This window comes from Metabacillus malikii, assembly GCF_030813355.1.
GTDB classification, from domain to species: domain Bacteria; phylum Bacillota; class Bacilli; order Bacillales; family Bacillaceae; genus Metabacillus; species Metabacillus malikii.
This window is the reverse complement of sequence record NZ_JAUSUD010000025.1, coordinates 21,519-35,801: the sequence shown is the minus strand read 5'-3', so window position 1 is coordinate 35,801 and position 14,283 is coordinate 21,519. Positions and strand designations below refer to the sequence as shown.

Below are 14,283 nucleotides of genomic sequence, written 5' to 3'. Positions count from 1 at the left end.
GAAACATGATTCCAAAGCATTTAAAAGAAAAACTGGCTAATCAGCATGGAATAGCACTTGTTGTTGTATTAATGGTTGTTGTCATCCTTTCTGTTCTAGGGTTGAGCCTTTTAGCACTATCTACAAATAATTTTAAACAAACGACGATGGATAGAGAATACCAGGAAACATACTATATTGCCGAATCAGGGGTTACGGCTACTTTAAATACGATTGGAAGCCGTGTACAGCAATTATACAATGATGGGAATTTTTCTAGGGCTGATGAGTTCTTCTCTAATGTCGAGAGACTATTTCCAACCGCCAGTGAAGTACCGAAGTTCGAGAAAACAGTCGGTAGTATTACTCCAACTGTTGATGTGAAAATTGAACCGAAGTCTACAAGTGACAGTACTAAAAGGACATATAAAATCACTTCGAAGGGAACAATTGGTTCACGTACTAGAACAGTTGAGAGAGAATTCTCAATTACATGGGTTCCAAAAAATAGCTTTGAAATTCCAACTGATATCGCAGCATTTGTTGATACGACGATTGACTTATCAGAAGGTGGAAAAATTTATGGTAAAGTTGCAACAAATTCTTCTATTAAAGATTCCATCAGTCTAGCTGGTGGTGCATTTATTTCAGATGATATTTTTGTTGGACCTGGTGCGAGCTCAAATGTTATTAAAAAACCAAATTGGATGGATATAAATAATCAAATTTATAATTTACGTGAAAGACGAACATTTATAATGCCAGAGTTTCCGGTATTTCCGAATTATCCTGTACATCAAAATAGTAATATTCACGTTTTTGGAGGCAATTCTTATACACTAACTCTTTCTAATTCTGATTGGTCACTCGACACAATAAAAGTTGATAATTACCAAACTCTCTTTATTAATGTAGGAGATAGTAATCGGTCTATTGTAGTAAATGACATTAATTTAGATGGTCATATAAAATTAATTGGGCAAGGTAGTTTAACAATATATGTTAAAAATAATATTGTTATTAGTGGAGGGTCAATAAATAGTGATAAAAGTACCCAAAAATTAACCATTTTTTTAAAAGGCTCAAATAATCCTTCCAGACCGAAGACCTTTAGAACAGGCGGAGAGCAAAAAATTAATGGTTCTCTGTTTGCTGAAGATGCAAATATTATCTTTACTGAGGGCTCAGGCTTTTATGGACATGTCGTAACTGGTGGTAAATCAATTGAAATTAGTGGTGGTTCAAGTTCCTACACAAGAGTGTTTTACGCACCAAATGCTAATTTCAAATTACTTCAGGGAGGAAGTTTAAAAGGAATAATTGTAGCAAAATCTCTAAAATTATCTGGTGGGACTAATATTACTTTCGCAAACTCAACTGAGACATTCCCATTCTATCCAGATAAAAGTGATATATCCTTAGAAAATATTATTGAAGCCAAGCCTATTAGAGAATCTAAGTAATACTTAAAAGCCAGCATAATTCTTTAACTGGCTTTTTCTTATTTCTGTCATTAAAAAGATACTTCGTTTTAACTTAGTATTCATTTTTGTTTTAGCTAAACTGAAAAAAATATATACTAATTTAATAAATACCCACGAACTAATGATATGAAATATAAAGAACCAACTATAATTATCAGCGAATTATCATTATTTTCATAACTGTTTAGCAGTTCCAAAAGTATATCTTGCCAATCATCGTGAAATGTTTTATTTTCTATTGAACAAACCGAGTATAACTTATACGAGGGAGTTGCTCTCGGAAAATCAAAAGTAGTAAAATGCATAGATGTTGCCACACTAGCAAGCTTTGATATCATAGCAGCATAATCTTTATCCTCCAACACACTTACCAAGAAATGGATCTCTCTATTATTATAATGTCTCTCCAACGTTTTCACAAGACTCTCAATACCTTCAATATTATGAGCCCCATCAATAATAACTTCTGGATTTGTTAAGACCTTTTCAAAGCGACCTTTCCACATTGTATGTTTGAGGCCTTTTCTTATTTGTTGTTCAGTAATATGAGCTATCCCAGTTTGGATTAAGTAGTCCATTGCAGCAACGGCTAATAATGCATTTTTTGTTTGATGCTCTCCCATCATAGAAATGAACAAATCTTCGTATGTTCTGTGACTAGTTTGAATTGAAAATTTTTCTCCATCTTCAAAACTTTGATGGTCTAAAATTTTCATTTCATCTGCATAGCGATGAATAGGTGCATTTTTAGTATTTGCTACTTCTGTTATGACTTGTAGCGCAGCTCTGTTTTCAGCAGTCGTAAATACAGGGACACTGTCTTTAATAATACCCGCTTTTTCAGCTGCAATCTCCTCAATCGTATCTCCTAATATATTCATATGGTCATAGCCTACGTTTGTAATAAGTGATAGAATTGGCTTTTCGATGATATTCGTCGAGTCCAATCTCCCACCAAGTCCTGTTTCAAGCAATAAGAAATCTGGTTTATTATATTTACCGAAATAGACGTACATCATTGTTGTAATGATTTCAAATTCAGTAGGTCCGCCTAATTCTGTTTCCTCTATCTTGTCTACAAATGGTTTTATTTCATTTACTAGCTTTAACATGTCATTGGCTGAGATTGGTTCACCATTGATACTAATTCGTTCGTTAAATGTTTCAATGTATGGTGATGTAAATGTGCCTACCTTGTAACCAGCCTCTTGGAGGATATGACGCATATAAGCTACTGTTGAACCTTTGCCGTTCGTGCCTGCTACATGTATGACCTGTAGCTTTTGTTCAGGATGATGAAACTTTTCTAATAACCATTCCATCCGCTTCAGCCCTGGCTTTACGCCGAACTTTAATCTGGAATGGATCCAATCGACTGCTGCTTCATAGTTTGTAAACAATTCTACCCCACCAATACAATTTGTTTTTAAAAACTCGGCTGAGCCAATAGACCCACCCGAGCTTTGTTCGTTATCCTTTTAGTTCATTCATTCTAGCGATGACAATGTCACGCTTTTCGATATAATCTTGTTGCTTCGCTTTTTCTTCTTCGATTACTTTTTCTGGTGCCTTTTTTAAGAAGCCTTCATTGCTAAGTTTTTTCTCAACACGTTCAACTTCTTTGTCGAGCTTTGTTTTTTCCTTTTCAAGGCGTTTTAATTCCTCTTCAATATTGATTAAGCCCTCTAACGGTAAAATAATTTCTGCACCTGTTACGACAGCTGTCATTGATTTATCTGATGCTGGTAAGTCAGTCGCAATTGTTAATGAACTCGTATTACAGAAGCGTTCCACATAGGCACGATTTTTTTCAAGCTGTAATTGTACAACCTCATCTTTTGCCTTGATTTTCATATCAATTTGCTTACTCATCGGAGTATTCACTTCTGCACGGATATTTCTTACCGAACGTATTACTTCAACAAGTAGCTTCATTTCTGTAGCCGCTGCGTCGTCTGTTAGTTCTTTGTTAACTGTTGGCCATTTCGCAATTGTAATTGATTCACCTTCATGTGGAAGTGATTGCCAAATTTCCTCGGTAATAAACGGCATGAATGGATGTAACAATCTCATTGTGTTATCTAACACATAAGCAAGTATTGAACGGGTCGTTTTCTTCGCTGCCTCATCTTCACCGTATAATGGCAGTTTAGCCATTTCGATATACCAATCACAGAAATCATCCCAAATGAAATTGTATAATTGTCTGCCAACTTCCCCAAATTCATATTTTTCTGCAAGATTTGTTACATTTTCAATCGTTTCGTTTAGTCTAGTTAAAATCCATTTATCAGCAACTGATTTTTCACCGCTTAAATCAATTTCTTCATACGTTAAACCGTCCATATTCATTAACGCAAATCGTGAAGCGTTCCATATCTTGTTGGCAAAGTTCCAAGTCGCTTCAACCTTTTCTTGACTATAGCGTAAGTCTTGTCCCGGTGAGCTGCCTGTTGTTAAGAAATAACGTAACGAGTCGGCACCATATTTATCAATAACTTCCATTGGGTCTACGCCATTCCCTAATGATTTACTCATTTTACGACCTTGCTCATCTCGGACGAGACCATGGATAAGAACATCCTTAAATGGTCGTTGTCCTGTAAATTCAATCCCTTGGAAAATCATCCGTGATACCCAAAATGCAATAATATCATAGCCAGTTACAAGCACATCTGTTGGGTAGTAACGTTTATAGTCTGCTGCTTCTGTATTCGGCCAACCCATTGTTGAAAATGGCCATAACGCTGAGCTAAACCATGTATCAAGAACATCGTTATCTTGCTCCCAGTTTTCAATATCTGCTGGTGGCTCTTGATTTACGTAGACTTCACCTGTTTGTTTATGATACCAAGCTGGGATGCGATGTCCCCACCAGAGTTGACGCGAAATACACCAGTCACGAATATTTTCCATCCAACGCATATACATTTTTTCAAAACGGTCAGGTACAAAATTTACTTTGTCTGATTCTGAGTTTTGAAGTTCAATTGCTGCATCTGCTAAAGGTTGCATTTTGACAAACCATTGTGTTGATAAATATGGCTCAACAACTGCCCCACTTCTCTCACTATGGCCTACAGAATGTAAATGCTCCTCTATTTTGAACAATACACCTTGTTCTTGGAGGTCTGAGACGATTTTCTTACGGCATTCAAAGCGGTCTAAACCATTATAAATACCTGCTTTTTCATTCATTGTACCGTCTTCATGCATAACAAGAATACGTTCAAGGTTATGTCTGTTTCCTACTTCAAAATCGTTCGGATCATGTGCTGGTGTAATTTTTACAGCACCTGAACCAAATTCCATATCAACATAGTCGTCGCCAACAATCGGTATTTCACGGCCTACGATTGGTAGTACTACTTTTTTACCAATTAAGTGCTGATAGCGTTCATCCTTAGGATGTACAGCAACAGCGGTATCACCAAGCATCGTTTCAGGCCGTGTTGTTGCAACTTCAATCGAGCCTGAACCATCTGCTAACGGATAACGCATATGGTAGAAAGCACCTTGTACATCTTTATGAATAACCTCGATATCCGATAATGCAGTTTTCGTTTGCGGGTCCCAGTTAATGATATATTCACCACGATAAATAAGGCCTTTATTATATAGTGTAACAAATACTTCGTTAACAGCCTTTGATAAGCCTTCATCTAGTGTAAACCGTTCACGGGAATAATCTAAGCCGAGACCAACCTTTGCCCATTGTTCACGGATATGTCCAGCATACTCTTCTTTCCACTTCCATGTTTCTTCAACGAACTTTTCTCGTCCTAAGTCATATCTAGATTTACCTTCTTCACGGAGCTTTGCTTCAACCTTTGCTTGTGTCGCAATTCCTGCATGGTCCATCCCTGGTAGCCACAATACATCATAACCTTGCATACGCTTCATACGTGTGACGATATCTTGTAAAGCCGTATCCCATGCATGTCCTAAGTGTAATTTACCTGTTACATTCGGTGGTGGTATAACAACAGTGTATGGTTTTTTAGTCTCATCGCCTGTTGCTTCAAAATATTTACCTTCTAACCAAAAGGAATAGCGGTTTTTCTCTATCGCTTGTGGATCGTATTTCGTTGGTAATTCACGTTGTTTCTCATTGTTACCCATGTTCATTATCCTCCTGTACATTGTTTCTTTATATTAGATGGATTTTTCTAGCACAATATAAAAACTCCTTCCATCCTTAAAAGGACGAAAGGAGAAATTTTCGCGGTACCACCTTTTTTCATAGACAGACGGATATACTTAAATAACCGTGCCTATGCACTCAATTGTTAACGGACAGCATCCGGCTTCTTTTACTTTTACTATGAATCTTCAAAGAAGCAACTCCTGGGCGACCTTCCAATGTCCCAACATAAGAAACCTTCCAGCTACAGTCTCTCTCTCTGTGATGTGGCTACAATTGTACTCTTCCCATTCAACGTTTGTGATATATGTAGTCATGTCTCTATACTATATTACTAAATAAAACTTTTTTTCGTCAATATATTCTCCAATTTTCTCATTTTTCATACAGGCACGCAAGCAACCTTCGTAGCATATGTGTATAGTACACGTAACTAGGCTAGGCTTGAAATTTTATTGGATGATTTCACTCTCTAAAGTTTAGGTGTATATAAGAAAGGTCTATATATATGATTTAATAGGAGGAATTTGTTATGAAGAAGCGGTTTAATCCTTATACACTTCCGCCGTGGCTAAGACAAGTTCGTGAAGTAGGCATTCAAATTATTATTCCGCTCACTATATTTCAAGGGATCCGAACTGTGTTTTTCCCAACATCATTTGATGTATTGTTACTAGGTTTGCTCATCGTTCTAGCAATTGCTCTAAGATACAACTGGGTTTAAATACTTTAATGCTTAAATTAATGCCGGTGAAGAGTTCTTACGTTCCAATATTAACAAACAAAGAGGCTGGATAGAATTTACTCAGCCCCTCTCACTTTATTCTGTTGTTGATGCTTCCTCCATCTTTTTCTTGTCTTCTGTTTCAGTTATAGTCATTACAACGTATTCAATATTTTTAAAATGCCAGTATGATTTTATCAATTTACTATTCATTGATAATTCAGAAACTCGCTGCGACGATTCGACCTTTTGTTTAATATGCCGCATGATTTTTGTAGGGTAGGCAAGATAACTAAGAAATAACAACATTTCTTCATTTGTATAGGAATAGACACTTTGATACGTATAAAACCAATTCACACAATCATGGCATTGTGTTGGATATGTGGAGGCAGTCCGATTCATAAACAGCAGCATATCATCGATCGGTGCAGCATATTTTGACTGTTCAAAATTCGTTAAATAGCCCGTTCCATTCTCATCATATAAAAAATGATGTGCTGAAATTTTCCCGTGATTTAGAACGAGTCTACTTTTCTTCTTTTCCTCGATTGCTTCCGACCATTCTTTCAGTTTACTAAGTGAAAAATCAATGGCCCGGCTTACTTCAATAAAATAGGTGAGCGCTTGTAATTCAAATGGCGATAGATATAACTTTTTTTCACAATGCTCAACATATTGTTCGTATAGAGTTTTATCTTCGTTCCATCGTTTTGAAAGTTTGTTATAATGACTCGATGCTTCTTCACCTTTTAAATCTATTTCTGTTTCAGTACGTCGATGCAGATTGGCGATTTCTTTGAATAAGTATTGATGTCTAGCGTCTAATTCTTCATCTCTGCCATTTGTAAAATAGGGCATTAAATAATAATATTCATTATTCAATTGTGATAAGTAATAGTCATATTTATTTTTATAGATTGGAACATATTGTGTGATTCGCTGATTGTTTAATGTTTCGATTACTTGTAGAAAATATGGATTAGGCTGTTTTGGGAGCTTCTTTAATACATAATGCTGTGTTGCGGTATGGATTTTGACTGCTCTGCTACTCAGAGCTTCCGCATATTCTGCCTGAATATTATAGTCTCTTAATATCGGCTTTATTTCATCAAATTGAATGAACAATGGGGATGACACCTCAAATCTGCTTTAAAGGTAAAACAGCTTTTCAAAAACAAAAAACAGCCTAGGAACGCTAAGCCCATGCTGTTTCTTGTTTTTTAATCATGATTTGCTGACAGAATAGTCCGGTATATAAAGTATTTGACCTTCATATACATCTTGGTCTGCATGGAAGTTATTCACTCGTAACAACTGTTGAACAGTTATATCATACCGTTCACAAATTTGCTCAATCGTGTCTCCTTGTTGAACAATACACATTTTCACTCTTGAGAAATCTTCCTCATCATCACGCGCAAACAAGCTTGTTAAATAATGAGCATCTTTCGTATTGTCCTCATCTCGGTCGTCATCATCTTCTTCAGTGTCCTGCTGAACATTTGTAGGTTCCGATTTTGAGAAAAATGTATATTGAACCTCTTTTGGTTGTTCAACTTCCTTCTCAGCTTCTTTTCTTACTTCAATGACTGCCGACTCATAAAGTTCATCCGATTCACTCTGTTCAGAAGCTTCTACAGTCTCTTCAATTTCCTCTGCTTTTACTTCTATTTCCACGCTTTCTGCTTCATTTTGTTCAGGCTCAGGTTCAACTGCCCTAATCAACTCAAAGTCTGCTTCAATTTTATTATCTTCTAGGATTTGCTCTTCAGGTTCATTTTGATTCTCTATACGAGGTTCTAAAATGACCTCTTCAACTTCCTTAGCCTCTTCTTGTATGTCAGATTGAAGTGTTGCGTCGGCGGTTTCTTTAGAATTTAATTCAGGTTCTTCGAAAAACTGTGAAAATGGCTGGTTAGCTTGTGACAATATTTGTTCATTTTCAATATCATCTGCCTGTTCTTCAGATTCCTTAGATTCGACCCTTTGGATCGGTTCAACATTTACTACTTCTTCTTCAGCTTCTACCTCTTCTTCTTGCTGTTCAATCTGTTCATTTAATATGCCGCTAATCGATAGGTCTGCAACAAGCTTAAGACTCTTTTCATCTGGAAGCTCATAATCAAATGTTTCTATTGACACATATACTTCCTCAAGGTTATCAATACGATTTCTTGGAATTGTTATATCGACCGGGAAACGGTGAGCTAATATACTTACACCATCTTCACTAGTTTGAACTTCATTTACATAGCGAACATTTGCATAGACATATTGCTCTTCGTCCTGTTTTGCTTCTCTATCAATCACATATTCACCAGTAAGTTGCAGAGCACCTCGAATGGATATATATTGATCATGCTCATGAATTGAAATATCTGGGTCTAATGAAATTGATAATAGCTCTGATACTTCCTGTCCTTTTTGAAACCAAACTGATTCTTCAACTGAAAATCGTAATTGTTTTTGTTCCTGTGACAAAAAAATTCCTCCTTTCAAATCGCCTCCAATGAGACTCTATGACCGAATACATCCTAACATGTGTAATAACACGATATTCACTCCATTAACACACAAAATAAATAAGACTTAACATGTAGTTACAATTCCTATGGCAAGTAACTTTTTTTGCTTAGGATACCGCTTCTTCTTCTTCAATTCTAATACCTAAACAAAATGTCTTGACATTACAGATGTATGTTGGAAAACATGAAATTATGATATAAATCTTATAATGCTATTAGAAAGGACAAAAAAAGGGTAACTCAACAATATATAGCCCCTCCCTCAGTCACTCATCGATAGAATGTAATGCCTTGCTTATAATTCTATCGATTATGCTTGATGGGTGTTGACTCACTTGCCTGAGTTACCCTCTTATTACTTTTAATTGTTTTTTAATGTTGAAAACGCATGCTTTGCTGCTTCAATTGTTCGGTCAATATCTTCATCAGTATGAGCTGTAGATAGGAATAATCCTTCAAATTGTGAAGGAGGTAAGAAGATTCCTTGTTCAGCCATGGCTCTGTAATACCTTGCAAAATAATCAAGATTCGAAGATTTGGCTTGATTATAATTTGTTACGTCTTCATTTGTAAAGAAGAAGCCAATCATAGAACCAGCACGATTTATCGTATGTGGGATATCGTATTGGTTAGCTGCATTTGATAAGCCAGCCTCTAATCGGTCTGCTTTACGAATAAATTCTTGATACGAATCTTTTGTTAATAACTTTAATGTTTCATATCCTGCAGTCATAGCAAGTGGATTACCTGATAATGTTCCTGCTTGATAAATCGGACCACTTGGTGCAATTTGTTTCATGATTTCTTCTTTCCCACCATATGCTCCTACAGGTAAACCCCCACCGATTACCTTACCGAGACAAGTAATATCTGGTGTTATTCCAAAATAACCTTGTGCACAGCCATAGTCTACTCGAAACCCTGTCATTACTTCATCAAATATAAGCAATGATTGATATTGTTCCGTTATGCTACGTAAGCCTTGTAAAAATCCTGGTTGTGGTGGAACTACCCCCATATTTCCTGCAACTGGTTCAACAATAACTCCTGCAATATCGTCACCGAATTGTTCAAATGCATATTGAACACTCTCTAAATCATTATAAGGGACTGTAATCGTGTTTTTCGCGATACCTTCTGGGACACCTGGACTGTCAGGTAAACCTAATGTCGCAACACCTGAACCAGCCTTAATGAGTAACGAGTCACCATGTCCATGGTAGCACCCTTCAAATTTTAAAATTTTATTTCGCCCAGTATATCCGCGAGCTAGTCGTAACGCACTCATTGTCGCTTCTGTACCTGAGCTGACCATACGGACGATTTCTATTGATGGAACTCTTTCGATGACTAGTTTAGCCAATTCATTTTCAATGAGAGTTGGGGCACCAAAGCTTGTCCCAGACTCGACAACCTTTTTAATGGCTTCTACAACGATTTCATTTGAATGACCATGAATTAATGGTCCCCAAGATAAAACATAGTCGATATATTCATTACCATCGATATCATAAATCTTAGAGCCTTTACCATGGTCCATAAAAATTGGATTCATACCTACTGATTTAAATGCTCTGACAGGACTATTTACTCCGCCCGGCATTAACTGGATAGCTTCTTTGAATGCCTTCTCACTATTTGTATAGCTTCTCATCGTATTCCCCTTCCTTATCAAACAGTATTTGTTTTTTATTCAGCTTCTTTCAGCCAACGTGCAACATCTTTTGCAAAATATGTAATAATGATGTCTGCACCAGCTCTTTTCATCCCTGTTAACATTTCCATTACCGTAGCTTTCTCATCGATCCAACCGTTTTGTGCAGCTGCTTTTACCATTGAGTACTCTCCACTGACATTGTAAGCAACGATCGGAAGGCTGAAATTATTTTTTACATCACGAATAATATCTAAGTAGGAAAGTGCTGGTTTTACGATTAAGAAGTCTGCACCTTCTTCAACATCAGAATGCGCCTCACGAAGTGCTTCTTCTCGATTTGCAGGGTCCATTTGATATGTTTTTCTATCACCGAACTGAGGAGTACTTTGAGCTGCATCACGGAACGGTCCGTAAAATGCACTAGCATATTTTACTGCATAAGACATGATTGGAATGTGTGAATAACCTGCTTCATCTAAACCTTTACGAATCGCAGCAACAAATCCGTCCATCATATTGGAAGGAGCAATAATATCTGCACCAGCTTTTGCCTGGCTCACCGCTGTTCTTGCTAACAATTCTAATGAGGAATCATTTACAATTTCTCCGTTTTCGACAATACCGCAATGTCCATGGTCTGTGTACTCACATAAGCATGTGTCAGCAACTACTAGTAGCTCTGGAAATGCCTCCTTCACTTGTCTTGTTGCCCGTTGAACAATACCATGGTCATGAAATGCTTGTGTTCCGCATTCATCCTTTTGATGAGCTTCTGGAACACCAAATAAAATTATTGATTTTATCCCTAAGGATTGTACCTCACGAACTTCATCATTTAACAAATCTAATGAAAAATGATACACTCCCGGCATTGATGGAACTTCATTTTTTTGATTTTCACCTTCAACAACAAATAAAGGATAAATGAAATCCTCTGCGCGAAGGTGAGTTTCTCTTAGCATTGCTCTTAAATTAGCACTACTACGCAAGCGACGGTGTCTTGTAAATTGTATATCCATTGTTCATCCTCCTATTGTTTCTCAAGCTCAATCATTAGTTTCACCATATCATCAATCGTAAACGAAGCAGGCATAAAACCTTGTAGACCATACTCTGCAAGTGTTTTATTTGTGATTGGGCCGATACATACAAATTTTATATTGTTTAGTTTTTCCATTAATTGATGCTCCTGAAATACTTTCATAAAGCTATCAACAGTTGACGAACTAGTAAATGTAATATAATCTAATTGTCCATTTTCAACATATGCTTTTAGTTTGTTCGCTTCTTGATGATTATGGACTGTTTTATAGACAATTAAATCTGTTACGTTATACCCCTCGTTGTTTAATTGCTGGACAAGCACCGGTCGGGCAAGGTTACCTCTAATGACTAATATTTTTGATTTAGGTGCAAGATGCTCGGCAATATGGTCAGCAAGCTTTTCAGCAACAAACTCCTCAGGGATAAGACGAGCAGATAGGTGTAGTTTCTCCATTTGTTTGCTTGTTTTACGACCTACGGAAGCCGCAATTAAATGACTTAAATTACTGTAAGGTATGCCCCATTTATCTAGAAAACTTTGAAAAAAACTTACACCATTTGCACTTGTAAAAACAATGCAGTCATAGCTTTTAAGTTGATTTATTACAACTCTAATTTGTTGTTCATTCTCAACGCACGCTTCAACTTCAATCAGTGGTACAGGAAGCGGTACACCTCCAACAGCTGAAAGTTTTCCCACGAATTCTTTCACTTGATGTTTAGCTCGTGTTATGAGTATTTGCTTCCCTTTTAACGGCAAGGTTTCCGTAGTCATTACTTATCTAGCTCCGCTTTCACTTTCTCAATTAATTGTTTAGCTCCTTGTTCCGTTAAAGTGTTAGATACTTCTTCCCCTAATGAAATCGGATTAGTCCCGGTGATTTGTTGTTTATATACTTCTTTACCATCCGGTGAGGCGATTAAGCCTGTAAAACTAATCTTTTTATCATGATCAACCGTCGCAAAACCAGCAATTGGTACTTGACAGCCGCCTTCCATTTTCGTTAAGAAGGTTCTTTCTGCTTGTACAGCTAATTGTGTTGCCTCGTCTGTAAATTTCGCTAATAAGTCTAGTAATTCTTTATCATTATCTCGACATTCAATCGCTAATGCACCTTGTCCAACAGCTGGTAAGCAAACTTCTGGCTCTAAAAATTCTGTTACAACTTCCTTACTCCAGCCCATTCTAGATAATCCGGCTGCAGCTAATATAATCGCATCATAGTCTTCTGTTTTTAATTTTTCTAGGCGAGTGTCAATATTTCCTCTTATCCACTTAATTTCAAGGTCTGGACGCTCTATTAACAACTGGGCGCTTCTTCTAAGACTACTTGTCCCAACGACAGCACCACTCGGAAGCTCAGCTAACTTCTTTTTATCCTTCGAAATCAAGACATCTCGATGGTCCTCACGCTTCGGAATACATCCTATTGTTAAACCATCTGGTAAAATTCCTGGCATGTCCTTCATACTATGTACAGCCATATCAATTTCCCCGTCAATCATCGCCTGTTCAATTTCCTTCACGAACAGCCCTTTTCCCCCTACTTTAGATAACGTCACATCAAGGATACGATCACCTTTCGTGACAATTTCCTTTATCTCGAATTCAAATGGCAATTGAAATGATTTCAGCTGCTCGATTACCCATTTGGTTTGGGTTAATGCTAGTTTGCTACGTCTAGAACCAACTATTATCTTACGCATAATATCCTCCTAAAAGGTGTAAATAAATTTTGTCGTTTAACTTTCTAATAAACTGTATTCCTTACATTGTTGCTTTTTACTAGTACATAAAACAAATATTTCTAAGAAATCAGCTATGATGAAATATTAAGGGCAGTATCTAGCATCCGCCTAGTAAACATACCGATATATTGTCTTTTTAAGGATTCCAAAAGTGAAATCTTGATAAACTACCGAATAGAAATAAATTGATTAACAAAACTAAAAATGAAGCTATATTGATTAATATAACTGTCTTACCTCGTATTCCTTTTACAAGTCTTATATATAAATAAAAGCTATAGGCGACCATTACTAAGAATGAACCTAAAACCTTTGCATCATACCAAAAAAACATCCCTAATTTAATATAGGCCCAAATACTTCCTAATATTAAGCTTAATAACAGCATGGGCACACCGATTACATTTAACACATATGACATATAATCTAGCTTTGATAAGTCTTCTAACCGTAGCAGCCGTTTTCCCCACTTTTTCTTTTTTAATAGATTGTGTTGAATTAAATATAAAATCGAAAAAACGAAAGATAAACTGAACGCACCGTACGATAAGATTGCAATGGTAATGTGGATAAATAATAATTCTGATACGAGTTGACTCGACACTGCTGCTGAGACATATTGAGATGGTGCAAATGTATGTAATGTCATCATGATAAAACCTATTACATTTGTAAAAAACACGATGAATTCGGTATGTAAAAATTTATTTAATACGAGAGATAAGGTAACTAAAACCCATGTATAAAAATAGAGACCTTCAAATACATTTAATACTGGAAATCGCCCCGTGTCGTACATATGCTTAAATAAAAAAATTGTTTGTAAAAGCCAAACAATAGAAAGTAACCAGAAGGCAACATTTTTAGCCTTCCGGTTATGGTCAAGAAAATCTATAAAATATAAAAGGACACAGATTGCATAAAAAATAATGGTTAATTCATTAATTCTAGTTAAACTCATTTCCATATAGAAA

11 protein-coding genes and 1 other annotated feature are annotated in these 14,283 nt (G+C 36.4%); of the genes, 2 read left to right on the top strand and 9 right to left on the bottom strand.

The features are described 5' to 3' along the window. Positions 1 to 5: 5 nt before the first annotated feature. The gene (locus J2S19_RS19305) at positions 6 to 1,442 is read left to right on the top strand and encodes a DUF7305 domain-containing protein (protein WP_307345255.1); all 1,437 of its coding nucleotides are present in this window, start codon (positions 6 to 8) and stop codon (positions 1,440 to 1,442) included. 116 nt (positions 1,443 to 1,558) lie between these two features. On the opposite strand, the gene J2S19_RS19300 is transcribed toward J2S19_RS19305, so the two are convergent. Continuing rightward, on the bottom strand, positions 1,559 to 2,863 hold the full coding sequence (locus J2S19_RS19300) for a bifunctional folylpolyglutamate synthase/dihydrofolate synthase (protein WP_307345253.1): 1,305 nt from the start codon (positions 2,861 to 2,863) through the stop codon (positions 1,559 to 1,561). A 70-nt stretch (positions 2,864 to 2,933) separates the two neighbouring features. Continuing rightward, positions 2,934 to 5,585 (bottom strand): valine--tRNA ligase, encoded by a 2,652-nt coding sequence (locus tag J2S19_RS19295; protein WP_307345250.1) that lies wholly within the window; start codon positions 5,583 to 5,585, stop codon positions 2,934 to 2,936. A 77-nt stretch (positions 5,586 to 5,662) separates the two neighbouring features. Beyond that, positions 5,663 to 5,911 (bottom strand) — a binding site (T-box leader). A gap of 228 nt (positions 5,912 to 6,139) precedes the next feature. On the opposite strand from J2S19_RS19295, the gene J2S19_RS19290 reads away from it, so the two are divergent. Next, on the top strand, positions 6,140 to 6,331 hold the full coding sequence (locus tag J2S19_RS19290) for a YszA family small membrane protein (protein ID WP_307345247.1): 192 nt from the start codon (positions 6,140 to 6,142) through the stop codon (positions 6,329 to 6,331). A gap of 96 nt (positions 6,332 to 6,427) precedes the next feature. On the opposite strand, the gene ysxE is transcribed toward J2S19_RS19290, so the two are convergent. The 7 genes from ysxE to J2S19_RS19255 all read right to left on the bottom strand — a co-directional run bounded on the left by ysxE (position 6,428) and on the right by J2S19_RS19255 (position 14,276). Next, positions 6,428 to 7,459: a spore coat protein YsxE gene (ysxE, locus tag J2S19_RS19285; RefSeq protein ID WP_307345244.1), complete on the bottom strand. Its 1,032-nt coding sequence runs from the start codon at positions 7,457 to 7,459 to the stop codon at positions 6,428 to 6,430. A gap of 99 nt (positions 7,460 to 7,558) precedes the next feature. Beyond that, complete coding sequence (gene spoVID / locus J2S19_RS19280) at positions 7,559 to 8,815, bottom strand: stage VI sporulation protein D (RefSeq protein WP_307345241.1); 1,257 nt, start codon at positions 8,813 to 8,815, stop codon at positions 7,559 to 7,561. Between the two features lie 405 nt (positions 8,816 to 9,220). After that, positions 9,221 to 10,513, bottom strand: coding sequence for a glutamate-1-semialdehyde 2,1-aminomutase (hemL, locus tag J2S19_RS19275; RefSeq protein ID WP_307345238.1), 1,293 nt, complete (start codon positions 10,511 to 10,513; stop codon positions 9,221 to 9,223). A gap of 35 nt (positions 10,514 to 10,548) precedes the next feature. Next, on the bottom strand, positions 10,549 to 11,535 hold the full coding sequence (gene hemB, locus J2S19_RS19270; RefSeq protein ID WP_307345235.1) for a porphobilinogen synthase: 987 nt from the start codon (positions 11,533 to 11,535) through the stop codon (positions 10,549 to 10,551). An 11-nt stretch (positions 11,536 to 11,546) separates the two neighbouring features. Further along, positions 11,547 to 12,335: a uroporphyrinogen-III synthase gene (locus J2S19_RS19265; RefSeq protein ID WP_307345232.1), complete on the bottom strand. Its 789-nt coding sequence runs from the start codon at positions 12,333 to 12,335 to the stop codon at positions 11,547 to 11,549. Next, a complete protein-coding gene (gene hemC, locus J2S19_RS19260) occupies positions 12,335 to 13,267 on the bottom strand; it encodes a hydroxymethylbilane synthase (protein WP_307345229.1) in 933 nt (310 codons plus the stop codon). Before hemC ends, J2S19_RS19265 begins: the two co-directional genes overlap by 1 nt. 178 nt (positions 13,268 to 13,445) lie before the next feature. Then, positions 13,446 to 14,276, bottom strand: a complete 831-nt coding sequence (locus tag J2S19_RS19255) for a cytochrome C assembly family protein (protein WP_307345226.1) — start codon at positions 14,274 to 14,276, stop codon at positions 13,446 to 13,448. Positions 14,277 to 14,283: the final 7 nt, after the last annotated feature.